This is a genomic window from Sulfurimonas sp., from assembly GCF_016744025.1.
GTDB lineage: Bacteria > Campylobacterota > Campylobacteria > Campylobacterales > Sulfurimonadaceae > Sulfurimonas.
The window spans coordinates 1-25,986 of sequence record NZ_JADGFC010000027.1 but is presented as its reverse complement, the minus strand read 5'-3'; the positions used below and the strand labels follow the sequence as shown (position 1 = coordinate 25,986).

Below are 25,986 nucleotides of genomic sequence, written 5' to 3'. Positions count from 1 at the left end.
GTCCTTTTTGACAAGGTCTCTTTGTTTGTGGATGGGAATTATAGGGGGTTAATGCTTTGAAGTTTCTTAATCGGTTGAGAAGTTTCTGGAAAGTTTTATCATTGTTTTTAGTTGTAATCAGTTTATGCATTAAACTGCACAAATCCAACCACCACCAATCAGTTTATCATTATCATAAAAGACTGCTGCTTGACCAATTGCAACTCCATAAACACTCTCTTTTAAAGTTATTACTGCTTTACCCTTTTCAATCTTTACATGGCAAGGAACAGCTATTGTTCTATATCTTAACTTAACACTTGTTTCAAATTCGTTTGAATCATTAAACATATTAAGATTCTCTATAGTTAAACTATTACATTCTAACTCTTCTTTTTTACCAACAGTGATTTGATTATTTTCAGCATCTATACTAAGAACAAAATGAGGTTCTTGAGCACCCTTAACAGTAAAGCCTTTACGTTTTCCAACTGTATAATGCATATACCCTTTATGCTCACCAACTATATTTCCATCTTTATCTAGTACTTCACCACTGTTATCTACATTTACATAATCTTTTAGTAGGTCAGTATATGTAGTTTCTACAAAACATATTTCGCTTGATTCACCTTGAGATGCAAAAGACTCTAAACCTTCAATAGATGCAGCGAACTTTTTAATATCACTCTTATGTCTACTTCCAAGTGGAAAAATAAGTTTAGATAAAATATCTTTTTTAACGTAAAACAAAAAATAACTTTGATCTTTAGTATCATCTTCTGCTCGATAAAAATGTTTTCCATCTGTTTTTATGTAGTGGCCTGTTGCTAGATAGTCAGCATTTATTGACTCTGCAAACTTAACCATTTCACCAAATTTAAGATTTCTATTACATAATGCACATGGATTTGGTGTTTTTCCTTGAGAATATGTGTCTATAAATGGTTGAAAAACTTTTTCGTTAAATATATCTTGTAAATCTAAAACATTCAATTTCATTCCAACAAAGTCTGCAGCTTTTTGAGCTCTAGCCAAATGTATTTCATGGTAACCTGGTTTTGAATGAAGCTTCATATATAAACCTTCTACTTCGTAACCATCTTTTTTTAAAAGTAAAGCTGATATTGTTGAGTCAACTCCCCCACTCATACCGACTAGTACTTTTTTTTGCTTATTCATAACTAATATATCTTTTATTTTTTATTTGTTGGAAACTCTGATAATGATTTACAATATTGTGAATCACCAAGACCAGCATCTTGAAGCATTTTAATCTGTTCTAACAATGAGTCTTCAATCTCTTCAACTACTAATTTTAAATCATCTGTTAATCTAATCATCTCAAAGTCATCTTTATCTATCATACCAGTAGTTAGCATTTTCGTTTCAACAAACTCCAGAAGAGGTTTATAAAAGTCAACCCCAACTACAAAAACTTTTACCCCAGTTACTTTTCTTGTTTGGATAAGAGTTAAAGCTTCAAATAGTTCATCTAAAGTTCCATATCCACCAGGGAATATTACATAAGCCATAGAATATTTTACTAACATAACTTTTCTTGAGAAAAAATAATCAAAACTCAATTCTTTTGTTGTATATGGATTAGCAGTCTGTTCAAAAGGAAGATCTATGTTTAAACCAATAGATTCAACATCTTTATGATTATTAGCACCTCTATTTGCACCTTCCATAATTCCAGGTCCACCGCCTGTCATAATGTTAAAACCACGTGAGCCTAACATTGAAGCTAGTTTTTGGGCTTTTTTATAATAGGGATCACTTTCATTTGTTCTTGCACTACCAAATATAGTAACTGTTGGTCCTAACTCTCCAAGCTCATCAAAGCCTTTTACAAAATCAGCAATAATTTTAAAAACACTCCAAACATCAGCTGATTTTATATCTTTTATATACTTTTTTGCCAATTCATCTTTATTAGATTTCATATTTATGCCTTAAGTTGAGTTAATCTCTCTCTTTTAGAGCCAATAGTAGTTATTTGAACACCGAAGTTACCATCTACAATTACAACTTCACCTTGTGCTATTACATGATTGTCTACTAATATTTCTAATGGATCATTTGCCAGTTGATTTAATTCTATAACGGAACCTATGTCCATATTAAGAACATCCTTGAGTAACATTTTCTTTTTACCTATTCTAACACGAACGGGTAACTTAACATCCATAATTAGTGAAATATTATTCATTTCATCACTATTTAATTTTATATCTGAAGTATATGGATCACCCATAGAAGAAATACCTGAAGAAAAATCATCACTACTAGCTTTTTCAGTATTACCCTCTAGTCTACTATTAAGTTTTTCATCCATTATAAACATAAACAGAGAACTGATTTCACCAATTGCAAACTTATAAACAAACATTTTACTATATTCTTCTAAACTTACTTCAGAGTCATCATTAACAAACTCTATGCTATCAATTTTAAAAGATAATTGTGCTAGCTCTTTTTGAGCTGATAAAGAGTTACCTATTGCACCAAATATATTTGAGATTATTTCTTTTGATGCATCTAAATCATCTTCACTTACATCATCTCTATCACTTGCATCTTCTCCCATCATTAAATCTGATAATGACGCAGCAAGATTTGGTGTTAAAGCTACCATAGCGCTAGCATCTATATCTCCACTTATACTTAGTTTAGCAAGTACTATTGGAGGAATAATATTTGAGATTATACTTAAAGTTTGTTCTTCATGTATATCTAGTGTTGGCGCTTGACCAACTAAAGCTTCTACTGTACCGATTGTCTCATCTTCAAATAGTTTCATAAATTCATTCATCTATTTAGCCTTCATTTTTATTCTCATCATTTACTATATCTCTAACTCCAGATATTTTTTCATGTCTTAGGTTTTCAAAATTTTCTAATGCGCGTTTTACTGCATCTTTTTCTGTATCAATTACTTCAGTAACTTGTATAGATTTTCTAAATCTTCTAAGTCCTATTTCACCATTAAAACGTTCTTTTCCATCTATGCTAACTGTTACAATATCATCTGCTGCAGTAGAAAGTCGCACAACATCACCAATTTGTAAGTCTAAAACATCTTTCATTGTAAGTTCCGCATTACCAAGGTTTGCTTCTACATTTACCTTCGCACCACCAAGTAATATTTGAAGTTCTGTATTTCTACTTTTTTTAGAACTTGTCTCATTTAACATAAGGTCTCTACTAGCAAGTTTTGGCAAGATAGGCTCTAAAGATATAACTGGATAACAGATATTCATCATTCCTGAACTATGTCCAATAATAATTTCCATTACAACCATTACTACAATTTCATTTTGAGCAACAATTTGAACAACATTTGGACTAGACTCTTTAGATTCAACATTAGGATAAACATCCATAACTGGACCCCAAGCTTCTTTTAGAGTACTCATCATTACCCGTAAAATCGTCTCGAAAAGACTTAGCTCTATATCTGAGAACTCTCTACTTGCGTCAAAAGGTTCACCTTTTCCACCCAAGAGACGGTCTAACATAGGAAATGCAATTGATGGATTTATCTCAATTACACCACTTCCTTCTAATGGTTTAATGGAAAATACATTAAAACTAGTTGGATTTGGTAGTGACATTAAAAACTCACCATAGGTCATTTGATCGACTGAATGAAGTTGGATTTCTACAATAGATCTCATAATAGAAGATATCTGAGATGCTAGTGAACGTGCCATTTTGTCATGAACACCGCGAAATGCACGAAGTTGTTCTTTTGAAACTCTATTTGGTCTTTTAAAATCGTAGAGTGTTACCTGTCTTTGAGGAAGAAGATTGTCATCTGCGGTCTCTAAGACATCATCACCTTCGTCTTCTACGACATCTAGTAGTGCATCTATCTCTTCTTGAGAAAGTATATCTGCCATATCATGTTCCTACACTTTCTTTAATTTTATGAATAACTGATTTGTGAATTTGTGAAATTCTAGACTCTGTAATATCTAAAATTTCACTTATCTCTTTTAATGTCAATTCTTCAAAATAATACAATTGAATAATCAACTGTTCTCTTTCATTGTATCCAGATAATATCTTTTTAATTACAGCAACTAATTCTTCTTTTTCTATTAGAGCTAATGCTGCACCCTCATCACCAACTTGAAGTTGATCGTGAAGTGGCATAACTGTGTAAATTGTAGATGCTATTCTAGCGTCATGAACTTTTTCTTCAGTCTCATCAAGTAGCTCTGAAAGCTCTGCATCTGTAGGCTCTTCATCATAAGTAACTCTATACTCTTCAACTGCGTAGTCTATAGCTTTTACAAGTTTTCTACTAGCACGAGATAAAATATCTAAACTTCTTAGATAATCAAGCATTGCACCATAAACTCTTTTATTTGCATATCCCCAAAAAGAATCGTTTAAAGTTTCATCATATCTTCTTGCTAATTTTATAAGTTCTTCTGTGCCAATAGCTGATAAATCCATATAGTCAATTGAACTAGGAAGTCTTTCTTTGAGTCTAAATGCCATCCCTTTTACTGCAGGTAAATACTGAATTGCTAATTCATCTTCTTTATGTTTGATATCTTGAGTATATGAAGAAATCATCTTTTTTGTCCTGCTATCTCTTTAGAGTTCATTTTAATTGCAGCATCTGTCATCTTGCAAACAGAATCTATAAGTTTTTCTCTTTTATTAATCTCTTTTACAAAAAGGTCTAAGTCCTTCTCATGAGCTTCTTTAGGGAAGGAATAAGACTTTGCCATAAATGTTTTGTAATAAAATGCAATTATAATATGTGAAAACAGATAAAAGAATATTGTTATAAAAAAGGTGTATAGGAGTAGCCCTTCAGCATCAAAAGACTTTAATACGCCAAAAATAATTCCGACAAAAAAGCCTTGAACTGTAAAGAAATATACAAAGTTTTCACCTAACATCCATGTACCCCAAAATATTCTTAAAAATGTCCCATTAAGCGCTTAAACAGCCCAGTTAATCCACTTTCATTTGAACTAACAAGCATATTTCGTTCCAATCTAGACGCTATTTTACTTGCTATTGCCGTTATATCCGTGTGAGGTTGAGAATTTGGATATGAAATACTAAAAAGAGCTCTACGCTTTACTGAAGAGCTAACTTTTAAATCACTGTTAATTTTACCCATTAGTTGTAAATCTAATTTATCTCCAATATTCGCTAAAGCAACCTTACGAATTTTTTCAAAAACTGCTTCTGCTTCTCTTTCATTTTTAACCTGATTCATAATTAAACCAATATCATTTCTCAAAGTTGCTACTGTTTTAATAGTTGCATATGCGTCAGTAATTGCTGCTGGGTCTGGAACAGTAACAACAATAACATCATCAGCGGCATTTAAAAATATTTGAATATGATCACCTATTCCCGCACCAGTATCTATAATCATTACATCTAGTTTATCAAGGACTTGAGCTTCTTCCATAAATCTTTTAAAAAGTGCAGCATCAGCATATTTTAATATCTCATTACCACTTTCACCTGGAATTAAAATCAGGTTTCTAGTAATTGGAATAAGGATATCGCTAACAGTAGCTTCTCCTTTTAAAACATGTAATATATTCTTTTTAATCTTTACATTAAACATAACGTCTAGATTTGCTAAACCTATATCAGCGTCAAATATACCTACATTTAGTCCATTTTGAGATAAAACATAGGCTAGATTAGAACTAATAGTACTTTTTCCAACTCCACCCTTACCACTCGTAATAGCAATAAATCTAGTTTTTTTTGATTTCTTTTGTAACTCTTTTGAATTAGAAGCAACTAGTTCTTCTAGCTTTTCAGCTTGATGACCGATCATGCTTTACTCCTATTAAAACCATGTAATAAACACTCAACTAAAAAATCACTACTTGCACATACTAAATCTTCTGGGACTTCCTGCCCTACAGAGAAATAACTAATAGGACTTTTTGTCTCATATGCCAGAGAGAAAATATTTCCAAAACCCATTGTCTCATCAAGTTTTGTAAACATTACTGTATCTACATTTAGAGTAGAGAAGTTCTCATAAGTAACTTTTAAATCTTCATATTTAATTGAACTTGGCATTACTAAAACAACATCTACATTGTACTCAGTATCATTAGCTTCCAAGCACTCATAAATTTTTTCTATTTTATTTTTATCATATGGACTAGAACCCATAGTATCAATAAGAATGTAGTCACAGTATCTCAGTGAATTAAGTGCTGTAGAGAACTCTGGTGGATCAACTACAGTCTCAATTCCGAGTTTCATCATCCTAGCGTATTGCATTAACTGCTCAACAGCGCCAATACGATAAGTATCTAAAACAACAAGACCAACTTTATACTTTTTTTGCAATAAGTATGAGTATCTTGCAGCTAGTTTAGCTATTGAAGTAGTCTTTCCAACACCAGTAGGACCAACAAGCATAATTACTTTTTTAGTACCAGGAGTTGGAACACTTTCTCTTCTAATTGGAATCATTTTTCTAAGAAGTGTTTGAAAGTATCTTTTGACAGTTGAAGAGTTTTCTCTCATTTTATGTGGCATATGTTCTAATGTCATTCTCATAATACCATCAAGGTGATCTCTATCCATACCGCTTTGAGATGCCAGTCTATATATCTCAGCAAATTCTGATGGAATTTGACTTTCAATATCAGGTGATTTTTCATCCCAAAACATATTTTGGATTAGCTTAACCTTATCTCCAAGCTTGTTAATCTCTGATTTAATCTCTTTTAACTCTTTTGGCTCATATGAACTAGGAGCTTTTTTTGGTACCCCGTATTCGTAAAGAGGGTCTGTAACATTTGCTATTTCAGATATCTGCGCTGCAGCACTAGAAATATCATAAAGAACATCTGCGCTCTCTTGTCTGAGTGGCTTTTGTTTTTCCAGTGGTTTAGGTTTTTTTGGATAATTTGAGTGGATATTATTACCATCTATACCAATAACTATTTCATATAAAGGTTCTCTTCCAAGTGCTTTTTTTTGAATCTCGCGAGTCTCAATAAGCATACCGTCATTACCAATTTCAAGCTTAGCTTTTTTTAGCGCTTCTGAAGGTGTTCGTCCAGTAAATGTTAATATTTTCATTTATTTATATCCATAAGCGGAATAACTACGCTTTGTCTCTCAAACCAACTTGCATGAGGTATGATGAGTCTGTCTGTTTTAATAAATCTATTATCGAAAAAGATGATATCCAAATCTAATGTCCTTGGAGCATTTGCAAAACTTCGTTTGCGCGCAAATTTTTTCTCTACCCTGTGTAAATAATCCAAAAAAGCAATAGGTTGCATGCTAACTTGGAGTACGATAATTGAATTTAGAAAATCATCTTGGTCCATAAAACCAAATGGAGGATTTTTCAAAATCAATGATGTTTGCAAGAGTTCAACTCTTTTGTCTTTTTTAAAAAATGTAAAAAGATGTTCAAACCTTCGTTTTACATCTCCAACATTACCACCAATGCCTACTGTTACTTTATATCTGTGAGAACTTTTGGGTCTATTATAAGACCCAAAATGTAAGCTTTTAAAAGTCGTTAAACTCTCGTTTAGCTTACGGTTAATATACATAACTACTCAGCTGCTGGTGCTTGTTGTTGCATCTCTTGAGCTGCTTTCATTTCACTCATAATTTGTAACATACCAACCATTGCAAGATGATATCCAAAAGGACCAAAACCAACAACAGATGATGTACAAACAGGTGCAATCATATTTTCTTTTCTGAAGTCTTCACGACGGTGAATATTACTAATATGAACTTCTATCGTAGGAAGATTAACTGCTGAAAGAGCATCTCTAATAGCTATTGAAGTATGAGTATATGCTGCAGCATTAATAATAATACCATGAGCATCTCCATAACATTCTTGAACTTTATCTACGATTTCACCCTCTAGGTTACTTTGAAAAAATTCAATCTCTATATTGTTTTGAGTTGCAAATTCTTTCATCTGAGAGTGAATTTGCTCCAATTTCATTGGACCGTATATATTTTGTTCACGAACACCAAGCATATTTAAATTTGGACCTTGAATAACTACTACTTTCATTTTTTACCTTTTTTGTAAATATTAAAACTTTAAAGGAGATATTTTATCAAAAGTAATATTAAAAAGAGTTACACAAAATCAATACTGATCTTTTTTCTCGACCAGATTTTCACAATCCATTATCATATTGTAGAGATCAATATCTCTTCCAGATATGTTACATACATTTTTTCCCGTAGTATCAACAAAGATATAGACTTCTGAATCATGAAATTGTTTAGTCATATATTTGGAAAATATCACATATTCTGCATCATCTAAATTATGAACACTTTGAGATATTTTTTTAAATTTTTCACATGATTTTACAAGTTTCTTTATTGACAAAACTTCACTCTGAAGACTATTTTTAAGAACATCAGTCAAATCAATAAGTTCTTCTTCTAAATTTTCAAATTTTGTAAACTTTTCCATAACAATACTCCTAATTAAAGCAAGTCTATTTTTTATAAATTATATCATATTATATATTTTTCTTCTTCTATTATTCAAGAATAATTAATATAGTATCATACAGCACTATATTATAATAATAACAAATAAAACAATTTATTTGCTTTAAGAATGTTTAAATATTTATTATCGTACTATCATATAATAATATCAAATAAATCAATGCAAAGAAGAAGATATGACACAGAATCACTATAATGTAATTGTTGTTGGAGGCGGCGTCTCCGGTGCTGCCCTTTTTTATGAACTAGGTCGCTATACAGATGCTAAGAAAATCTGCCTATTAGAAAAGTATGAGTCTTTGGCTTCATTAAACTCTAGTGGTTCTGCAAATTCTCAGACCTTACATTGTGGAGATATTGAGACTAACTATACGCTTGAAAAAGCGGAAAAGGTTAAAAAAACTGCAGATATGGTTGAACAATACTGTCTACAGTATGGTTACGAAGATAAGGTAATTTTTTCACATCAGAAAATTGCACTAGGTGTTGGTTATGAAGAAGTTGCCTACATTAAAAACAGATATAAAGAGTTCAAATCTCTATATCCATATCTTGAATTTTACACAAAAGAGCAATTAGCTGAGATTGAGCCAGCTGTTATATTTGACAAAGATGGTAAAGAACGTCCAGAAGACATAGTAGGTATGGGAGCACAAGGTGAATATACTACTGTTGACTTTAAAGCACTTAGTGATACTTTTATTGACAACACAATCAAGCTTGAAGATAAGGTAACTGATATTTTCTTTAACAATGAAGTTAAACATATACAAAAGATTGGAAGTACTTACCATGTAGAAACTACAATGAGTCATTTTACTGCTGATTTTGTTGTAGTAGATGCTGGAGCACATAGTCTTTATCTTGCCCATCAAATGGGTCATGGTTTAGACTACGGCTGTCTTCCAATGGCTGGTAGTTTTTACATGGGTAACCGTAAAATTCTTAACGGAAAAGTATATATGGTTCAAAATCCAAAACTACCTTTTGCCGCTCTGCATGGTGACCCAGATATTCTTGTAAATGGATTTACTAGATTTGGTCCTACTGCATTAATGTTACCTAAACTAGAGCGCTTTAAGCCTGGAACATATTGGGATTTCGTTAAAACATTAAGATTTGACCATAACGTATTTAAAATATTTTTTGATTTAATGAAAGATTCTGAAATACGTAGTTATGTACTTAAAAACTTTATGTTTGAAGTACCACTAATTAATAAAAAACTATTTCTCCAAGATGCGAGAAAGATAGTTCCATCTTTAGGTGAAGATGATATTTCATACGCAAAAGGTTTTGGTGGTGTTAGACCTCAAATTCTAGATAAGAAGAACCAAAAACTTATGCTTGGCGAGGCTTCTATAAATACAGGAGAAGGTATTATCTTTAATATGACACCTTCTCCTGGGGCAACATCTTGTTTAGGTAATGCTCAACGTGATGTAGAAATCATTTGTGAACATTTAAATCTAACTTTTAATGAAGAACAATTCAATAAAGAACTAGTAAAATAATAAATAAACAAGGAGATTAAAGATGACAACTCAAGAACAAAAAAAGAAAATTCTATATATTACTGATTTACAAGAGTATACAGACCACGGAACTATAGGTTCACTGTTTAACGGTTATCTAAAAGAATATTATGATGTTAATATTGTTTATTTCACAAAGTTTAAAAATAGTTTCCAACATAAAGGAACAGATTATGTTGTTCCTCAGCAATATAGAAAAGAGATTTGTTCTTATATTGAAGGAAAAGGTGTAGACTTATCTTCATATGATTATGTTTTTGTACGTAATAAACCAGATATTCTAAAAGATGTTCTTTGTAGTCGTGGACAATATGGATATAAAGTTGGGTACAGACTCTCTTTTCCAAAAAATGAAGAGACTTTTGAAGCGCATAAGGCTAATAATAGTGCGGGTATGATTGAAACAGCAAAAAATTACTTTACTAAAAATAGTAAAAAACACCTACTTTCTCAGTGTGATATTTTTATGCCTACTTCTAAGGATATGGAAGATATTTTTTATGCAGATACTGGTGTAAAAAGCTACCCTCTTCCAGCAGGTTTAGATCCAGCAAGAATAACTTCTCACAAAGAGTCTGAAGGTAGTAAACGCCATTTTATCTATGTTGGAACATTAGATAGTCTAAGAGAATTTGAAGAAGTTTTAATCGCTTTTACAAAGGTTAAATCAGACAATTGGCATCTAAATATTTCTACTCTAGATTCTGAATTTGCTAGAAATGTAATGAAGCGTTACACTTCAATAGAAGACAAAGTAAGTATTATTAGAGCCGATAGTTATGATGAGTTAATACAACAAGTTGATGCTTGTGATGTTGGAATTGCTATGTTACCTAATGTACCTATTTATTCTACATCTATTCCAGCAAAAACAATGGATTATTACACTTGTGCTATTCCTTCACTTTTAACTGATAATGTAAAAAATCGTAATATTTTCAGTGATGAAGATGCAATATTGTGTAACTTTAAAAATCAAGAAATTGCTCTAAAGCTTGAAGAAATTATAGCTATGTCACAAGATGATATTGTTAAGATGGGACATGCTGGACAAGAAAAACTACTAAGCCATAAAAGAAACTACAAAATCATGGCAAAAGAACTCAAAGAAGAGCTAGAATCACTTTAAAGTGATTCTTAATAAGCTTTTCATGGCTTATTAACTATAATTTGCAACTTTCATAATAAAGATAAAAAAATGCAAATAATCTCACCAAACTATATACTAACACCAGACACCCTACTTTCAGACTTAGCAGTTGCTTTTGACAAAACTATACAAAAAATTGCACCCTTAGAAGAACTTAAAAAAGAGTACCCAGATGCACAAATAGAAATTCTTCAAAAGAATTCATTACTAATGCCAGGACTTATTAATGCTCATGTTCACATAGAGTTTAGTGCTAATAAAACTAGCCTTACTTATGGCGATTTTATGAACTGGTTATACAGTGTAATAGAAAATCGTGAAGAGCTTATTGGCGGTTGTGACGTAGCTTGTATGAGTAAAGCAATAGATAATATGCTTAACTCTGGTATAACAACATTTGGAGCAGTAAGTTCACATGGAATGGATTTACAAGCTTGTGCAAATGCTGCTCAAAATGTTGTTTTTTTCAACGAACTTATTGGTTCTCAGGCAACTATGGCAGATGCACTTTTTGATGATTTTCTTTCTCGTTTAGATGCTTCAAAAACTGTTAAAAGAGAAGGTTTTCACCCAGCAGTTGCGATTCATTCTCCTTACTCTGTTCACCCTATTTTAATCAAAAAAGCTATTGAAATAGTAAAAAATGAAGATTTAAAACTAACAGCTCACTTTATGGAAAGTGAGGCGGAGAGAAATTGGTTGGATTCTAATAATGGTGAGTTTAAAGACTTTTTTCAAAAGTTACTAAAACAAGATTATGCAGTTAGTGATTCAAAAGAATTTTTACAACACTTTGATAATGAAAAAACTCTTCTTACACATGTAGTTAAAGCAAATGAGAATGAATTAAAAAGTATATCTTCAAATCAACATACAATTATTCATTGTCCTATTTCAAATAGATTGTTAGGAAATGGTGCAATTGACTTAGAAGCAGTAGATAAACAAAATATAAATTGGGTATGTGCAACAGATGGACTTAGTTCAAACTATGCATTAGATTTATTTGAAGAGATGAAATGTGCTCTTTTTATGCACTCAGAAATGCCACTTTTAGATTTGGCTAAAAAACTTATAAATAGTGTTACTATTAACGCTGCATCTGCACTAAATTTAAATATAGGTGAAATAGCACAAGGCAAAAATGCGGATATGCTTGTGCTAGACTTAGATAAAGAACCAAGTGATGAGTTAGCAATCCATTTAATATTACATAGATATAATATCTCTAAAGTTTATATAAACGGAAAGAAAGAAAAAGGCAACTAATGCAATTTATTAAAAAGATATTTTATCCAATTACTGCAACACTAGGTTTCATTCAAAATCATTTCAAAGCTATGATTTTTGTGCTTATTTTATTTTTACTTTTTGCTCCTTCAAGTGAGCAAGACCTTATTTCTAATAATCTCCAACAGATTAACCTAGTCGGACCAATAATGGAAATATCAGAGGTACTAGAGCAGATAGAAAAAGCAGGATCCAACGATAATATAAAAGGTGTTTTATTTGTTGTTGACTCTCCAGGTGGTGCAGTTGCTCCCTCTATAGAACTAGCTTACGCAATTAAAAGATTAAAGTCAAAAAAACCTGTTGTTGTATATGCTCAGGGAACTATCGCAAGCGGAAGTTACTATGCAAGCATCTGGGCAAATGAAATAGTAGTAAATCCTGGTTCAATGGTTGGAAGTATAGGTGTTATTATGCAAGGGGCAAATTTGAGTGAGCTTATGAGTAAAATAGGCATTTCAACTCAAACTGTTAAAGCAGGTAGATACAAACAAGTAGGAACTCCAAACAGAAAATGGAAGCCTTTTGAAGTAAATGAATTAAACAAAGTTATTCAAGGCACTTATGATATGTTTACAAAAGACGTAGCAGATGCTAGAGGCCTTGATATCAATAAAAGAGACCAATATGCTAATGCTCATATATTTACTGCTAAACAAGCTAAAGATGTAGGTTTAGTAGATTCACTTGGAGTAAGTTACAATGCTAAAATGAAACTTATACTATTAAGTGGAGTAGAAAATCCTGTGTGGAATAAAGAAGATAAGTTTGATAAGATAATGAAGAAACTATCAGCTTCTACAGCTGTAACTCTTCACACATACTTTCCTTCTTTAGTATTAAAATAGTCTAAACTGTAGAGGTTTTATACCTCTACAACTCTTACAACACTTTGAGTGTTTTCAAAAATTCTTTTTACTCTATCTTGCCAAAGTTCACCAAATTCTTTTATCTCTGATAGTTTAGCCAAGCCACCCATCATTTTTTGCATTAATGGTTGCATATTTTGGCTAGGCATAATAGATGATGGATCATAAATCACATCAACACATTTACCCGTATCAACTCTAGTAAATCTAGCTGATGATGAAATTTGTGAATCAAAATCCATAAGAGAGTGTCTAGCAAATTTTCCTGCTAAACCTTTAAAACCACTCTTATCAGTAGCGCCAGTAATCTGAGAAACAACATTACTGATTACTCCAGTAACACCATCTTCTAAAGATTCTTTAAATTCTACTTTAACATTTCCACGAACTGCTGTCTCATCTTTATAAAGAGCTTTTAAAGCTTGGGCAGTGATAAGATAAGCACCTGCGACTGTTGGACAACTATGTCCAGCTGACTTAACAACATCAAGGTAATTGAACTCATATTCACCTTTAGCAAATGCGCCTAAAACTGCTGAAAGAGGATCTTGTACTTTTATAACTTCTATTTCATTAAAAAACTCTGGATAATTCATACTATATTTTCCTTCTTTATGACTTTAGCACTTATATTTACTTCATCGCTCTGTACCATAAATTCATCTCCAACGTTTAAGCTAGATATATTTATAACTCTTGAGTCTTGTGATATTTGTGCAAAGCCTTTTTTACTTTTAAATTTTGGATGATTGGATTCTATCATCTTTTGCAAATTTATAACTTGATTTTGGGCAACATTTAGTTTTGATGTTATAGCATGAGAAAATGAATCTTTTAAAATGCTAACCTCTTGCATCTTTTGCTCTAATTTTCTTTGTATTGAATGACTTGAGTATAAGTTATACATATGAGTAAGTTCTTGTGTAGAACTCTGTATTTTTTGAGACAAAAGTTGTGTATGTTGAGATGCGATAGAATCTAGTGTCTGAAAGAGTTCATTAGAATCAGGAAGTGTCATCTCCATTGCAGCACTTGGAGTCGCTGCTCTGAGGTCTGATACAAAATCACTAATTACCCAATCTATTTCATGTCCTACAGCAGAAACTATAGGTGTTTTAGCTCTATATATAGCATCTGCTACTATCTCTTCATTAAACGCCCATAAATCTTCTATACTACCGCCACCACGGCCTATTACAATAAAATCATAATCTCTTGTATCATTAACTATAATAGCATTTGCAATTGAAGATGCAGCACTATCACCTTGAACTAGTACATCATAAATATCTATCTCAAGTGCTTTGTATCGAGTGTTGGCAACTCTAAGCATATCTTGCAAAGCAGCTCCAGATGCTGATGTTATTAGTGCAATTTTAGAAGGGAATTTTGGAAGTTGTTTTTTTATACTAGTCTCAAAATAGCCTTGAGATGCCAGTTTTTGTTTTAACTGCTCATACGCTAAAGCCAAAGCTCCATGACCAGCAGGTTCAATGCAAAAACAGTTAATCTGATACTCACCACGAGGTTTGTATAGAGTTATAGCACCATCTAAAATAACTTTGAGGCCCTCTTTTAACTGAAACTTTAGTTTTGAAGCATTACCTCTAAACATTACGGCTTTTAGTGTTGAGTTAGCATCTTTAAGCGTGAAGTATATATGTCCACTATTGTGAAAAGTTATACGAGAGAGTTCTCCCTCAACAAGAACACGAGAAAAACTGCTTTCAAGAAGAGTTTTAATCTGTTCATTAAGTGATGAAACATTTAATACATTCAAAGCTTCACCTTTTATAAAATTATTTTTTTCTAGCTATTAGTAATGTAGAGATATCCATAGAAAAGCTTTTTGTATAAAGCATTTCAAAACCGGCAGTTCTTAACTCATTTTGCATATTTTCTACAGTTGAGAAATCTCCTATAGAATTAGGAAGGTATTCATATGCTTCTAAATTTTTAGAAATAAAACCACCTACTTTAGGAAGTATTTTATTCATATAAAAATCTCTAATCTTACCAAGAAAAGAAGGATTTTCATTTTTCATAAACTCTAAAATTACTACAAGACCATCTTGCTTAAGAACTCTATTAAACTCATCAAGAGCTTTTTTTCGCTCTACAACATTTCTAATTCCGTAAGTAATACTTAAAAAATCTGCACTTGCGTCTTCTAATGGAATTTCAGTAGCTTTTGAGATATGGTAATTAAACTCAGGATATTTATCACGAGCAACATCAACCATTCCAACAGAAGGATCAACTCCAACAATATCACCAATTGCTATTCCTGCTATTTCAGCACGAGAACGCCAGAAGTCCATCATATCGCCAGTTCCACAAGCTACATCAACAATTTTATCAATAGAATCTTTTGCATAAAATTCATAAGCCAAGTCACAAGCTTTACGTCTCCAACTTTTATCTACACCCATACTCATAACACGATTTGCTGTGTCATACGTCGGCGCAATATCATCAAACATTGATACAATTTTTTCTTGTTTTTGTTTTTCTTGTTTTTGCATATTATATTTCCCTTTTCATCCACATGATTATATCTTGGTCTTCTTGGTCTATATTTAAAATATCAAATTTTTCTTCTACTTTTTCAAATCCACTCTTACCAGCCATATTTGGAGCTAAATAACATAAAAAATAATCCACTATATCTTTAGAGAGTTCAAACATTTTTGAACTTCCCTCTATCATGATATTTTTGTAATTATCTAATTTTAAGAAGTTATCTTCTATAAAAACTTTTCTATTCTCAATATTAAACAATGGTATTGATTTGTCAAACTCTTTTGTTCTAGATATTATTAATATGTCTGGAGCTTTACCATTAACAAGCCTTGAATCTAAGGTTGGTCTGTCAGTTCTAACTGTATTACCACCAATAACAAGTAAATCACATATATCTCTCATAGCATGAACATTCTTCCTTGAATGTGCCGAGCTTACAGTTCCATCGTCGGTAGTTCCATTTAGTCTTTGCGCCCATTTGAAAAAAATAAATTTATCTTGATTCCATATATTAAAAGGCTTGATTAAATCTTGTGACTTTTTTTCTAACAAAAGAGTTTTAACATCAACTCCACTTTTCTTTAGTATATCATTTCCGCCTGATGCTTCTACATTTATATCATTAAAACCAACAAATACTTTTTTTATTCCAAGTACACAAATTAAAGATGCACAAGATGGTGTTTTGCCAATATGAGAGCATGGTTCAAGTGTAGTATACAGAGAAATATTTTTAAAGCAATTATTATGATAATTTAAAAGAAAATTATGAATATCAATAGAAGAAGTCAGTTCAAGAATTTTAGAATTATTTGTAAGTTTAAAGTATGCACTTTGTAGTGCCATAATTTCTGCATGAGGTGATCCAGCTTTTTGATGTGCTTCAACTGCAATAAGCTCATTATTTGAGCCAACAATACAGCAGCCAACAGCTGGATTTGGATAGGTTAAACCTTGGTATTTCCAAGCCTCTCTCAAGGCTAGGTTCATAAAAAAGTTAGAATCGATTACCATTACCTTATCCTAAACTGATAAGGAGCAAAGCCCCTTATCTTGTGCTAACCCTAAGTTTTCTTTAAAGCTTTTCATTACCATTCAAAGTAAGTTTTAGCTTTGGCAATATCGTTGAATTCTAACTCTAGCATTTCATCTTCACTTTGAATAAAGATTTTAGAGCCTTCTACTTTAGTTAAAATACCTCTTATCTTATCTTTTGAAATTGAATAAAGAGCTACTCTATCACCAATAGATTTTTTAAAATGATTTATAGTTGTTAACTTTCTTTCAATACCGGGACTACCAACTTCAAGTCTATAATCACCAGATACAGGAGGAGTAACGTCAAGTAATGGAGAAATCATATGTGTCAATTCTACACAACTCTCTAGACTTATGCCAGCTCTTTTTCCATCTACTACTTCTTTTGAAATAACACTTACACGATAAATTGTCTCATCATTTTCACTAACAATTAAAGTATCATAAAGCTCTAGGTCAACTGATGAAACAAACGAATTTATATCACTTTGTAAACTCATTCTTCATCCTTTTTTGCTATTTTTTTAAATAGTTCTTCTATATTTTTTGACTTTTGAACTTGTTCATCAAACTCAAATGTAAACTTTGGACAACGGTACCAACCCTGATCTTTAAGACAAAATGTCTCAACTATTGGTCTGGCATTTCGTAAAAGCTTTAGATAGTCTCGTTTTTCTTGTTCGCTATATTCACTTGGATTTATGTAAACTTTTGCATCACTTTTGCCACGAGAACATTTAACTTCTAAAATCTCTAAGTCATGAAGTCTTTTATCGTTTAATGAGCCTAACGCTTGAGGAACCAATTCACCAAGAATTGATTCTGTACGCTTTAGTTTTATTTGAGCTTCTGTCATTTATAAAGAAACTTTTTGCTCAACTTTTCTGAATGTTTCAAGTATATCACCAGGTACAACATCGTCATAACCACTAATAACAACACCACATTCATAACCGTTACCGATTTCTTCAACATCATCTTTAAAGCGTTTAAGTGAAGTAAGTTCACCTTCGTAATGAACAACACCCTCACGAATAACACGAACCATACCACCACGGATAAGTCTACCATCAACAACAACAGAACCAGCAACAACACCTTTAGGTATTTTAAATACTTCTCTAACTTCAGCTTGACCTGTGTTTTCTTCAGTAAATTTCGGTGCCATCATACCAGTTAACATAACAGTAATATCATCCAATAATTGATAAATAATAGAATAAGTTCTAATATCTACATTTCTCTGTTTAGCAAGTGCCTTAACGCTACCTGTTGGACGAACATTGAAGCCTAGAAGCACACAGTTTTCACTGTTAGAAACTAGCTCAACATCATTTTCAGTAATTCCACCAACACCTGAAGAGATTACATTAATCTTAACTTCATCATTTCTAAGTTCATTAAGTGAAGATTTAATAGCTTCAAGTGAACCGTGAACATCAGTTTTAAGAACAACCTTAAGAGATTTAAGTCTACCCTCTGCAATCATAGAAGTCATATCTTCTAGAGTTGACTTAGTAGAGTGAGAAAGTTCTTTATATCTATCATATTCATGACGTTTAAGAGCGTATTCTTTAGCCTCTTTATCACTATCCATAGCCATCATAACTTCACCAGATGCTGGAACTTCGTTTAAACCAGCAACTACAGCGGTATGACTTGGAAGAAGAGATTTAACTTGTTTTCCATGTTCATCTATTAGAGCTTTAACACGACCATAAGCACTACCACAAACAACATAGTCTCCAACTTTTAAAGTACCATTTTGAACAATTACAGTAGCAACTGGACCACGGCCTTTTTCTAAAGATGATTCTACAACAGCAGCTTTAGCCATAGCATTTTTATTTGCGCGTAATTCTAAAACTTCCGCAGTAATTAAGATATTTTCTAGTAAAGAATCTATTCCCATTCCACTTTTTGCAGAAACAGGGATAAACTCTACATCTCCACCCCAATCAACAGGATTAATACCATTCTCAGCCATTTGACCTTTAACCATATCTGGTTGAGCAGTTTCTTTATCCATTTTATTAAGAGCAACAATAACTGGAGCACCTGATTCTTTTGCAAGTTTAATAACTTCAAGAGTCTGAGGTTTAACACCATCATCAGCAGCAACAACTATAACTATAATATCTGTTACATCTGTACCACGTTGACGCATATGAGAGAATGCAGCGTGACCCGGAGTATCTAAGAAAGTAATAGGTTTACCATGTTGTTCAACTGTGTAAGCACCAATATGTTGAGTTATACCACCAGCTTCACCCTCTGTTACTTTAGCTTCACGAATAGCATCTAAAAGTGATGTTTTACCATGATCAACGTGACCCATTATTGTAATTACAGGTGCTCTTTCAGTTGCATCTGGATCTTCTTCTATATCTTCTTCTTCGTGAGTAAACTCATCTTTAGGATCTATTATTGTTACTTCAACATCAAACTCTTCAGAAAGAATTTCAATTTCATCATTTCCTAAGAAATCATTTTTAGTCATCATCATACCAAGATCAAAAAGAACTTTAATAATGTCAGACATTGGACGTCTTAGTGCTTCTGCAAATTCATAAACACGAATATCTTCAGGAATCTCTACATGAGTTACAATCTCTTCTTCTTGAGTAGCTTTTGTATATTTTTTTCTTTTGTCACGAGAAACTTTTCTACCACGAGGTGCTTGTTTCTTGTTAGCATTTCTACCAGCAGGTTTTGGTGCACGAGGTTTTCTAGCTTCTTCAACAGGAAGTGGGGCTCTCTCTGTAGAATTTAAGTCAAGTAAAGTAACTTGATCATCCATATCCATAGAAACATCGTTCATTGTGCCACCAAAGATATCCATTCTTTTTCCAGATTCTTTTCTTCTTGTAGGTGTTGCACTACCTTGCTTAGATTTTTTCTTTTGAGCCAATTCTTCTAAAACTGCGGCACTCATCTTACCATATGAAGATACTGAAGCTGCCTGTTTTTGAGGAGCTGAATAAGTCTCAACTACTTTTGGTTTTCTCTTTTTAACAATCTTAAGACCTGTTCTTTTAATCTGACGAGTAACAACAGGGATAACCACTTTTAAAGTACTTTTTTTCTCTTCTTTAACTTCAGCCTTAGGCTCTTCTTTCGCCTCAACTACTGCTACAGCTACTTCTTCTTTTTGTGTTTCTTCTTGCTTAGGAGTCTCTTCTTTAAGAATCTCTGCTTTAACAACTTCAACATCAATATCTGACTTTGGAGCTTCTACAACATCTAAAGGAGCTTTTATCTCTACAGGAGTTTCTTCTACCTTAGGAGTTTCTTCTTGTTTTGGAGTATCACTTTTCGCTTTAACTGGTGCTTTTTCAGCTTGCTTTGGTGCTTCTACAACTTCACCATTCATAATGAAGTTTGCTAAACCCTCAGCTTGTTCCATAGTAACTACGCTTTGTGCCGATTTTACTTCAAGACCCATTTTTTTTGCTTTTTCTAAAACATCTTTAGAAGCTATACCTAGTTCTTTTGCAATTTCGTGTACTCTAACTTTTTCTATCATCAGCGATGATCTCCTTTAGTTTGTTCGTAAATTTATCTTTGTCTCCACTCTTGCATTGACGCATAAGTGATTTTATAACTTTTTTTTCTTCAAAGATACAATTTTCGCATAAATAAAAACTTCTTCCAATACCTTTGAATACTTCTATTGAACCATCAATACATTGTAGTCTCAGTAGCGTATCTTGAGCTTCTCTATTTCTACAAGAGATGCACATTCGAAGAGGTTGGTTATATTTTTTCGCCATTATATCTTAATCTTACTTTATTTAATAGAGATTATCTCTCTATTACTAGCCCATTATTATCAAAATCCAAAATTTTCACATTAAAATCAGGAAATTTTTGCTTTAACTTGTTTGCAATCATAGCTGAATCTTCATCATATGCCATTGAAAAGAATGTTGATCCACTCCCTGAAAGAGTGCTCATTAAGGCACCACTCTCATATGCTATCTTCTGTACAGAAAATAGTTCTGGTAAAACTTTCATCCTTGCTTTTTGATGAAATCTATCTTGTGCAGAAAGTTTTAACATTTCCCAATCTTCATTAAAAAATGCTCCAACAGTTAAAGCAGTATGAGATAAATTATATATTGCATTCTCTTTTGAATAAGACTTAGGCAAAAGTGTTCTAGCTTTTGAAGTGTTAATAGGCTTATTTGGTATTGCAACAATTGCTTTTAAATACGTAGGAAGATGTTTTCTTTGTGAAAAAACTTTATTTTTCTCAATCGTAGCCGCATTAAAGCCACCCATGACAGCTGGGGTAATATTATCAGGATGCGATTCGTAAAAAAGTGCATGATTTAAAATTCTTCTTTTTGAAACTCTTATTCCTGCTGCTTCATGTGCACTAGCAATCGCACTAACAATTACCGCAGATGAACTTCCAAGACCTCTAGACATTGGAATCTGGTTATAAAAAGTAAATTTAAAATTTTGTTTTTTTTGAGTTAATCTATTGTAATGATCATTAAAGATGCTAACAAAAAGGTTATTTCCTTTAAGTCTTGGGTTATTTTCGCCCTCACCCTTAATACTTACACTGAAAAATTTAGATGGATGAAATTCTACTCTATTTCTTAAATCCACTGCTAAACCTAAAGAATCAAATCCTGGTCCTAGGTTTGCACTTGTTGCTGGTACACTTATTGTCAATTATTATCCTATCCAACAGCCCCAATGCCATAAAGAGGCGTTGCTATTGTGCTAAACTCTTTATAATCAAGTACATCATGGAGTTTAAATTCCATATCTGGCACTATTTCTAATTTTTGAGTTTTTATTTCTGTCGGAAGTTTAACAAAAAATAGCTTTCCAATCGCTTTTATAGGTTGATTTTTATTAAAATAAAATGCATCTGTTGCAAAAAGTGGTATTTTTTTTAAAACACTAAGAGATTTTAAAAATATATATGCAACTTTTATAGCCATAAAACTACCAGGACCATTCGCATAAAAAAGATTTTTTACTTCATATTGTTCTAAAATTTCTTTATATATTTTTGGCAGAACTTCTGAACTTTTTTCTTCACTCTTAATTGTATGTATTAGTTTTTGATCTTCATACATCCCAATTTGAATTGGTGAAGACAAAGCTACCAAAACAACATCTACTCTCTTAAGCATATGCTTTTTCTAAGTCCGCAGTTTTTTCACCTACAAGTTCTACAACTTCATAGTTTTCAGGATTTTTCAATAACTCTACAGTCAACTTATGATTAAGATCATGACTTCCTGCCATTGCTTCATAATTACCAATGAAATTCATCCCAATTAGAGACATATCTCCAATAGCATCTAAGATTTTATGTCTTACAAACTCATCTGGGAATCTTAATCCTTCAGGGTTTAAAATCTTTTTATCATCTAGAACTATCGCATTTTCTAAAGTACCACCTAGAGCTAAACCTTTTGAACGAAGATATTGAACCTCATGTAAAAAACCAAATGTTCTAGCTCTTGCTATTTCATTTTTATAACTATCTTTAGTAAATTCCAAAACATATTCTTGCTGATTGATTACAGGATGAGGAAATTTAATTGTGAAATCATATTTAAGATCAGGAGAAGGAGATAGTTTTACATACTTTTCACCCTCTTGAACAATAATCTCTTTTTTAATACGCATTACTTTTTTAGGTATATAGAGTTCTTGAATGCCTGCTTCATCTAAAAGCATACAAAAGCTTGCACTACTTCCGTCCATTACTGGAACTTCATCAGCATCTACTATTACTTTTAAATTATCAATTCCATATGCATAAACAGCAGAAAGTAAATGTTCTATTGTAGAAATAACTACACCATCTTTACCAATAACTGTAGCCATTTTAGTGTCAACAACATTTTCAGGTATAAGAGCGATTGCAACATCTACATCACTTCTATAAAAGACTATTCCGCTGTTAGACTCTAATGGTTCTAACCTTAAGCGGACAGGTGTTCCCTTGTGTAATCCAATTCCAACTAACTCAACAGCTTTTTTAATAGTAGTTTGATACATCTTATTTCTTTCCTTGCATTTTTAGCTTCTATCGATAATTTCTTTAGAGTTTTTAATAATATCGCTAATGTTTAAGCGCATCCAATCATTATCCATCCACTCAGCAGGACGAACTTCAACGCCTTGGATTAGAACACCAAAATGTAAGTGATCACCCATAGCATAACCTCTTTTGCCTGTATTTGCTACATTTTCTTTTGCATGTGCTAGATCACCATTATTTACTTTTACACTTGAACAGTGTCCATACAGAGTATACAGTCCAAGACCATGGTTAATAATAGGCATATTTCCATATATACCATTATAATCAGAGTATACAACTTCCCCGCCATTTTGTGGTTTAATTTGGGCTTGAGCATTACTTGCCATATCCAGACCTAAGTGATATGACTCACTTATTGGCTCGCCTTTATATGAATACTTTCTATGATCCCCAAATGTTGCAACAACCTGTGCATTTTTAAGTGGATACATCTTGTTTATTTTAAAATCACTTATCATATCATCTGAAACTTTTGAAGTTATCTCATGAATAAGTTTTTCATTTTTTGCTCTTACATCTTCGTTGATAATCTTAAATTGTTCTATTGAGTCTTCTACTCCTTGTGTTTCTACAAACTCTTCTGCTAGTTGAGCAATTTTTCCTTGTAAAAACTTATCACTTAACTTAATATTAGATACTCTGTACTTCTTTTGCTTAATATAAAGAGGTATATATGATTTAGAGCTATTCCCAGCATAATCCTTAGCAACTACTGTTGCCTTAAAACTATCACTTGTAACTGGCCATGCTAATAAAGATATATAGTAACCCTTCTTATAAAAAGGTTGTGCTTTAAATTTTTTATCATAGTTTGTTTGAATATAAAATTCTTTTAAATTTTCATCATCTACTTTAAATACAACAAGAGCGGCTCCACCCTTTTTAATCTTATATGAATTATTTATTATTGAAAGTTCAGGTCTTTTTTTATCAATTTTTAAATCAAACTCTTTAACAGCACTATTACCATTTAAAAAGTTCCATTTACTTGCATCTCTTGCCTTAACGATAATTTTAATATTTTTATCTTTCATTGCATATGCACTTCTAGGTGGTTCGACTTTTATGCTTAGTGAGCCTTTTGGTGTTAAGAATTGCTCATAATGTAAAACATTTTCTCCATCTTTACTTTTTAAAATTACACTATACGATTTAACACCACTAATATCATCTATATCAATTTTAAGTGGTTTTTTTAAATTCCAATAACCATTTGAATATAAGCTAATATTTGGATCTTCTCTTTCAAACATTCCAGAACTATACACATACCCTGCTCCGGCAACTGCCAAAGCTAGTATTAACTTAATGCCTAACGAAGACTTACTGTTTCTTCTCAATCTATATTTCCTTAACTATTATTTTTAAAATTTCATTCTCATTATCTGTATCTAAAAGAACTGACTGTTCAACATAAGGTAACTTTAGTGCTTCATCTAAAGCTTCACTACAATCTTTTAAAGTAGTTCCAGTTGATTTTAAATCATCATTAGAGATGCAAAATACCGCAGCCTTTGAATTGTTTTGAAGAAGCATATTCTGTAGCATTATCGCTTTTAATCTCAAGGCTGCTAAAGTAGTTCTTTTCATTATAAAATTATTACAAGTTTTATAATCTGCACCACATTCTATTAATTGTTCTATTGAAGCAAAAAATGTACCATTGACATTAGAGTTCAAAAAGCCATTACTCTCTTGTAATAGGCCTGAATAAAGTGCTGTGGCCATTTTAGTATTTATCTTGATATTGTTATTGTTAAATATATTAAAAAGTTCAAAACAAGAAATATCAAGTTCTATTATAAAATCAGCTGATGAAATTTTCGTTGATTTTATTTTATCAAACCATGGTAAAAAAGAGAGTCTTTTATCAAGAGTAGTAGCTTCACAGACTAAAGAAACTTTTTTATGCAACCTTAGTATATGAGTATACAAGGCACTAGCACCAGGCAGATTTTGTACATCTGCAACTATTAAAATATATTTTGCCTTAGCAATTTCATCTAAAAAATTATTCATATCTATCTCACAATCGATTTTATTATACACTATTTTTGATTTATGAAGATATACTAGTTATAACAACACAATTACGTCCATCTTCTTTTGCTTTATAGAGTGCTTTATCTGCTGCCAAGTATATTGCATCTTCTTGTACGCTACTAGATTCTATATTTGTATTTAGGATTCCAAACGATGCAGTTAGATACTTACTAGCTTCATTTTTGAATGCGGAATATATAAGTTTTCAATTTCCTTACAAATCATATTTGAAAATCTATATGACTCATCAGCGGACTTTACTGTAAATAAAAACCCAAACTCTTCACCACCTAATCTAAAACAATAATCACCACGTCTATTTAAATTCTTTTTTAATACTTTGGCGACTGCTTTTAAAACATTATCGCCTTCTTGGTGTCCATATGTATCATTGTATCTTTTAAAGTAATCTATATCTAATATAACAAATGTAAAAAGAATTTTATCTCTTTTTGATCTCATTAATTCTTTTTTTATTATTTCATCATAGTAACGACGATTGTATAAGCCGGTTAATGAATCATGAAGAACTTCTTCTTTAAGTATATTTGTAATTTTGATTTTTTCTTTTTGATGAAAAAACAATAATATGTAATACAAAGAAATTAATAAAGTCGTAATAATAAATAATGCATAATAAACTAATTTATATCTTTCTTGTTCTTTTAGTATTATCTTTTGAAGTTCAATTTCTACAATATCTGCTTCTGCTATAAACTCTCTAAATACTTTATCATATAATATATCATATTTGTCTCCAGCAATGTTAAAGCTTTTGTTAGCATATCTTTGATTAGTCATATTTTCAAACTCTTGTAATTTTAAAAGTACGTATTTAATTTTATTCTCTAAATTTTTATTTTCTAATGATAAATAAGTTCCTTCATCATTTTGACCTCCGTTTATCATAGCGTTAGCGTACCATGATTGCATTTTTTATATTTTGTCTTACTTCATTAA

29 protein-coding genes are annotated in these 25,986 nt (G+C 31.8%); 4 read left to right on the top strand and 25 right to left on the bottom strand.

Translation table 11 applies throughout. The features are described from left to right. Positions 1-129 precede the first annotated feature (129 nt). The 11 genes from mnmA to QZZ48_RS05950 all read right to left on the bottom strand — a co-directional run bounded on the left by mnmA (position 130) and on the right by QZZ48_RS05950 (position 8,458). Complete coding sequence (mnmA, locus tag QZZ48_RS06000; protein WP_294963092.1) at positions 130-1,161, bottom strand: tRNA 2-thiouridine(34) synthase MnmA; 1,032 nt, start codon at positions 1,159-1,161, stop codon at positions 130-132. A 14-nt stretch (positions 1,162-1,175) separates the two neighbouring features. After that, positions 1,176-1,928 (bottom strand): TIGR00730 family Rossman fold protein, encoded by a 753-nt coding sequence (locus tag QZZ48_RS05995; RefSeq protein ID WP_294963090.1) that lies wholly within the window; start codon positions 1,926-1,928, stop codon positions 1,176-1,178. 2 nt (positions 1,929-1,930) lie between these two features. After that, positions 1,931-2,797, bottom strand: coding sequence for a flagellar motor switch protein FliY (gene fliY, locus QZZ48_RS05990; RefSeq protein ID WP_294963088.1), 867 nt, complete (start codon positions 2,795-2,797; stop codon positions 1,931-1,933). A 4-nt stretch (positions 2,798-2,801) separates the two neighbouring features. After that, positions 2,802-3,887, bottom strand: coding sequence for a flagellar motor switch protein FliM (fliM, locus tag QZZ48_RS05985; protein ID WP_294963085.1), 1,086 nt, complete (start codon positions 3,885-3,887; stop codon positions 2,802-2,804). Between the two features lies 1 nt (position 3,888). After that, positions 3,889-4,572: an RNA polymerase sigma factor FliA gene (locus tag QZZ48_RS05980; RefSeq protein WP_294963082.1), complete on the bottom strand. Its 684-nt coding sequence runs from the start codon at positions 4,570-4,572 to the stop codon at positions 3,889-3,891. Then, on the bottom strand, positions 4,569-4,904 hold the full coding sequence (locus tag QZZ48_RS05975) for a hypothetical protein (protein WP_294963080.1): 336 nt from the start codon (positions 4,902-4,904) through the stop codon (positions 4,569-4,571). The genes QZZ48_RS05980 and QZZ48_RS05975 overlap by 4 nt, the downstream gene beginning before the upstream one ends. Before the next feature lie 20 nt (positions 4,905-4,924). After that, positions 4,925-5,809, bottom strand: coding sequence for a P-loop NTPase (locus QZZ48_RS05970; protein WP_294963078.1), 885 nt, complete (start codon positions 5,807-5,809; stop codon positions 4,925-4,927). Beyond that, positions 5,806-7,077, bottom strand: a complete 1,272-nt coding sequence (gene flhF, locus QZZ48_RS05965; protein ID WP_294963076.1) for a flagellar biosynthesis protein FlhF — start codon at positions 7,075-7,077, stop codon at positions 5,806-5,808. Before flhF ends, QZZ48_RS05970 begins: the two co-directional genes overlap by 4 nt. Then, entirely contained in the window at positions 7,074-7,562 is a 489-nt protein-coding gene (folK, locus tag QZZ48_RS05960; protein WP_294963075.1) for a 2-amino-4-hydroxy-6-hydroxymethyldihydropteridine diphosphokinase, read from the bottom strand. The genes flhF and folK overlap by 4 nt, the downstream gene beginning before the upstream one ends. Positions 7,563-7,564: 2 nt before the next feature. Next, the gene (gene aroQ / locus QZZ48_RS05955; protein WP_294963072.1) at positions 7,565-8,044 is read right to left on the bottom strand and encodes a type II 3-dehydroquinate dehydratase; all 480 of its coding nucleotides are present in this window, start codon (positions 8,042-8,044) and stop codon (positions 7,565-7,567) included. 78 nt (positions 8,045-8,122) lie between these two features. Next, complete coding sequence (locus QZZ48_RS05950; RefSeq protein ID WP_294963070.1) at positions 8,123-8,458, bottom strand: hypothetical protein; 336 nt, start codon at positions 8,456-8,458, stop codon at positions 8,123-8,125. A 217-nt stretch (positions 8,459-8,675) separates the two neighbouring features. On the opposite strand from QZZ48_RS05950, the gene QZZ48_RS05945 reads away from it, so the two are divergent. From QZZ48_RS05945 to sppA, 4 genes are all read left to right on the top strand, one after another. Next, a complete protein-coding gene (locus QZZ48_RS05945) occupies positions 8,676-10,013 on the top strand; it encodes an FAD-dependent oxidoreductase (RefSeq protein ID WP_294963069.1) in 1,338 nt (445 codons plus the stop codon). Between the two features lie 22 nt (positions 10,014-10,035). After that, on the top strand, positions 10,036-11,163 hold the full coding sequence (locus QZZ48_RS05940) for a glycosyltransferase (RefSeq protein WP_294963067.1): 1,128 nt from the start codon (positions 10,036-10,038) through the stop codon (positions 11,161-11,163). Between the two features lie 69 nt (positions 11,164-11,232). After that, positions 11,233-12,453: a metal-dependent hydrolase gene (locus QZZ48_RS05935; protein ID WP_294963066.1), complete on the top strand. Its 1,221-nt coding sequence runs from the start codon at positions 11,233-11,235 to the stop codon at positions 12,451-12,453. Then, positions 12,453-13,322 carry a signal peptide peptidase SppA gene (gene sppA / locus QZZ48_RS05930; protein WP_294963064.1) on the top strand — a complete coding sequence of 290 codons (870 nt, stop codon included), beginning with the start codon at positions 12,453-12,455 and terminating at the stop codon, positions 13,320-13,322. The genes QZZ48_RS05935 and sppA overlap by 1 nt, the downstream gene beginning before the upstream one ends. Positions 13,323-13,339: 17 nt before the next feature. On the opposite strand, the gene QZZ48_RS05925 is transcribed toward sppA, so the two are convergent. The 14 genes from QZZ48_RS05925 to QZZ48_RS05860 form a co-directional block, all read right to left on the bottom strand. After that, the gene (locus QZZ48_RS05925) at positions 13,340-13,939 is read right to left on the bottom strand and encodes an FmdE family protein (RefSeq protein ID WP_294963062.1); all 600 of its coding nucleotides are present in this window, start codon (positions 13,937-13,939) and stop codon (positions 13,340-13,342) included. Then, positions 13,936-15,123 (bottom strand): exodeoxyribonuclease VII large subunit, encoded by a 1,188-nt coding sequence (gene xseA / locus QZZ48_RS05920; RefSeq protein WP_294963060.1) that lies wholly within the window; start codon positions 15,121-15,123, stop codon positions 13,936-13,938. Before xseA ends, QZZ48_RS05925 begins: the two co-directional genes overlap by 4 nt. Positions 15,124-15,142: 19 nt before the next feature. After that, positions 15,143-15,868 carry a bifunctional demethylmenaquinone methyltransferase/2-methoxy-6-polyprenyl-1,4-benzoquinol methylase UbiE gene (ubiE, locus tag QZZ48_RS05915; RefSeq protein WP_294963058.1) on the bottom strand — a complete coding sequence of 242 codons (726 nt, stop codon included), beginning with the start codon at positions 15,866-15,868 and terminating at the stop codon, positions 15,143-15,145. Between the two features lies 1 nt (position 15,869). Next, entirely contained in the window at positions 15,870-16,880 is a 1,011-nt protein-coding gene (gene ribD / locus QZZ48_RS05910) for a bifunctional diaminohydroxyphosphoribosylaminopyrimidine deaminase/5-amino-6-(5-phosphoribosylamino)uracil reductase RibD (protein ID WP_294963055.1), read from the bottom strand. A gap of 74 nt (positions 16,881-16,954) precedes the next feature. Beyond that, a complete protein-coding gene (locus tag QZZ48_RS05905; protein ID WP_294963054.1) occupies positions 16,955-17,404 on the bottom strand; it encodes a ribosome maturation factor in 450 nt (149 codons plus the stop codon). Next, entirely contained in the window at positions 17,401-17,760 is a 360-nt protein-coding gene (rbfA, locus tag QZZ48_RS05900; protein WP_294963051.1) for a 30S ribosome-binding factor RbfA, read from the bottom strand. The genes QZZ48_RS05905 and rbfA overlap by 4 nt, the downstream gene beginning before the upstream one ends. Beyond that, positions 17,761-20,430: a translation initiation factor IF-2 gene (infB, locus tag QZZ48_RS05895; RefSeq protein WP_294963050.1), complete on the bottom strand. Its 2,670-nt coding sequence runs from the start codon at positions 20,428-20,430 to the stop codon at positions 17,761-17,763. Further along, the gene (locus tag QZZ48_RS05890; protein ID WP_294963047.1) at positions 20,414-20,677 is read right to left on the bottom strand and encodes a hypothetical protein; all 264 of its coding nucleotides are present in this window, start codon (positions 20,675-20,677) and stop codon (positions 20,414-20,416) included. Before QZZ48_RS05890 ends, infB begins: the two co-directional genes overlap by 17 nt. 31 nt (positions 20,678-20,708) lie before the next feature. Continuing rightward, positions 20,709-21,590 (bottom strand): homoserine kinase, encoded by an 882-nt coding sequence (thrB, locus tag QZZ48_RS05885; RefSeq protein WP_294963045.1) that lies wholly within the window; start codon positions 21,588-21,590, stop codon positions 20,709-20,711. Positions 21,591-21,598: 8 nt separating this feature from the next. Continuing rightward, positions 21,599-22,060, bottom strand: a complete 462-nt coding sequence (locus QZZ48_RS05880) for a hypothetical protein (RefSeq protein ID WP_294963042.1) — start codon at positions 22,058-22,060, stop codon at positions 21,599-21,601. Next, complete coding sequence (gene lpxC / locus QZZ48_RS05875; protein ID WP_294963039.1) at positions 22,053-22,937, bottom strand: UDP-3-O-acyl-N-acetylglucosamine deacetylase; 885 nt, start codon at positions 22,935-22,937, stop codon at positions 22,053-22,055. Before lpxC ends, QZZ48_RS05880 begins: the two co-directional genes overlap by 8 nt. A 21-nt stretch (positions 22,938-22,958) precedes the next feature. Continuing rightward, a complete protein-coding gene (locus QZZ48_RS05870) occupies positions 22,959-24,323 on the bottom strand; it encodes a M23 family metallopeptidase (protein ID WP_294963036.1) in 1,365 nt (454 codons plus the stop codon). A gap of 1 nt (position 24,324) precedes the next feature. Further along, positions 24,325-25,002: a phosphoesterase gene (locus QZZ48_RS05865; protein WP_294963034.1), complete on the bottom strand. Its 678-nt coding sequence runs from the start codon at positions 25,000-25,002 to the stop codon at positions 24,325-24,327. A gap of 183 nt (positions 25,003-25,185) precedes the next feature. Continuing rightward, positions 25,186-25,959 (bottom strand): GGDEF domain-containing protein, encoded by a 774-nt coding sequence (locus QZZ48_RS05860; protein WP_294963031.1) that lies wholly within the window; start codon positions 25,957-25,959, stop codon positions 25,186-25,188. Between the last annotated feature and the right edge of the window lie 27 nt (positions 25,960-25,986).

What these genes read in the sequence shown, in the direction of transcription:
- mnmA (WP_294963092.1), bottom strand. Translation starts at nt 1,161, where the DNA reads ATGAATAAGCAAAAAAAAGTACTAGTCGGTATGAGTGGGGGAGTTGAC.
- QZZ48_RS05995 (WP_294963090.1), bottom strand. Translation starts at nt 1,928, where the DNA reads ATGAAATCTAATAAAGATGAATTGGCAAAAAAGTATATAAAAGATATA.
- fliY (WP_294963088.1), bottom strand. Translation starts at nt 2,797, where the DNA reads ATGAATGAATTTATGAAACTATTTGAAGATGAGACAATCGGTACAGTA.
- fliM (WP_294963085.1), bottom strand. Translation starts at nt 3,887, where the DNA reads ATGGCAGATATACTTTCTCAAGAAGAGATAGATGCACTACTAGATGTC.
- QZZ48_RS05980 (WP_294963082.1), bottom strand. Translation starts at nt 4,572, where the DNA reads ATGATTTCTTCATATACTCAAGATATCAAACATAAAGAAGATGAATTA.
- QZZ48_RS05975 (WP_294963080.1), bottom strand. Translation starts at nt 4,904, where the DNA reads ATGTTAGGTGAAAACTTTGTATATTTCTTTACAGTTCAAGGCTTTTTT.
- QZZ48_RS05970 (WP_294963078.1), bottom strand. Translation starts at nt 5,809, where the DNA reads ATGATCGGTCATCAAGCTGAAAAGCTAGAAGAACTAGTTGCTTCTAAT.
- flhF (WP_294963076.1), bottom strand. Translation starts at nt 7,077, where the DNA reads ATGAAAATATTAACATTTACTGGACGAACACCTTCAGAAGCGCTAAAA.
- folK (WP_294963075.1), bottom strand. Translation starts at nt 7,562, where the DNA reads ATGTATATTAACCGTAAGCTAAACGAGAGTTTAACGACTTTTAAAAGC.
- aroQ (WP_294963072.1), bottom strand. Translation starts at nt 8,044, where the DNA reads ATGAAAGTAGTAGTTATTCAAGGTCCAAATTTAAATATGCTTGGTGTT.
- QZZ48_RS05950 (WP_294963070.1), bottom strand. Translation starts at nt 8,458, where the DNA reads ATGGAAAAGTTTACAAAATTTGAAAATTTAGAAGAAGAACTTATTGAT.
- QZZ48_RS05945 (WP_294963069.1), top strand. Translation starts at nt 8,676, where the DNA reads ATGACACAGAATCACTATAATGTAATTGTTGTTGGAGGCGGCGTCTCC.
- QZZ48_RS05940 (WP_294963067.1), top strand. Translation starts at nt 10,036, where the DNA reads ATGACAACTCAAGAACAAAAAAAGAAAATTCTATATATTACTGATTTA.
- QZZ48_RS05935 (WP_294963066.1), top strand. Translation starts at nt 11,233, where the DNA reads ATGCAAATAATCTCACCAAACTATATACTAACACCAGACACCCTACTT.
- sppA (WP_294963064.1), top strand. Translation starts at nt 12,453, where the DNA reads ATGCAATTTATTAAAAAGATATTTTATCCAATTACTGCAACACTAGGT.
- QZZ48_RS05925 (WP_294963062.1), bottom strand. Translation starts at nt 13,939, where the DNA reads ATGAATTATCCAGAGTTTTTTAATGAAATAGAAGTTATAAAAGTACAA.
- ubiE (WP_294963058.1), bottom strand. Translation starts at nt 15,868, where the DNA reads ATGCAAAAACAAGAAAAACAAAAACAAGAAAAAATTGTATCAATGTTT.
- ribD (WP_294963055.1), bottom strand. Translation starts at nt 16,880, where the DNA reads ATGGTAATCGATTCTAACTTTTTTATGAACCTAGCCTTGAGAGAGGCT.
- QZZ48_RS05905 (WP_294963054.1), bottom strand. Translation starts at nt 17,404, where the DNA reads ATGAGTTTACAAAGTGATATAAATTCGTTTGTTTCATCAGTTGACCTA.
- rbfA (WP_294963051.1), bottom strand. Translation starts at nt 17,760, where the DNA reads ATGACAGAAGCTCAAATAAAACTAAAGCGTACAGAATCAATTCTTGGT.
- infB (WP_294963050.1), bottom strand. Translation starts at nt 20,430, where the DNA reads ATGATAGAAAAAGTTAGAGTACACGAAATTGCAAAAGAACTAGGTATA.
- QZZ48_RS05890 (WP_294963047.1), bottom strand. Translation starts at nt 20,677, where the DNA reads ATGGCGAAAAAATATAACCAACCTCTTCGAATGTGCATCTCTTGTAGA.
- QZZ48_RS05880 (WP_294963042.1), bottom strand. Translation starts at nt 22,060, where the DNA reads ATGCTTAAGAGAGTAGATGTTGTTTTGGTAGCTTTGTCTTCACCAATT.
- lpxC (WP_294963039.1), bottom strand. Translation starts at nt 22,937, where the DNA reads ATGTATCAAACTACTATTAAAAAAGCTGTTGAGTTAGTTGGAATTGGA.
- QZZ48_RS05865 (WP_294963034.1), bottom strand. Translation starts at nt 25,002, where the DNA reads ATGAATAATTTTTTAGATGAAATTGCTAAGGCAAAATATATTTTAATA.
- QZZ48_RS05860 (WP_294963031.1), bottom strand. Translation starts at nt 25,959, where the DNA reads ATGCAATCATGGTACGCTAACGCTATGATAAACGGAGGTCAAAATGAT.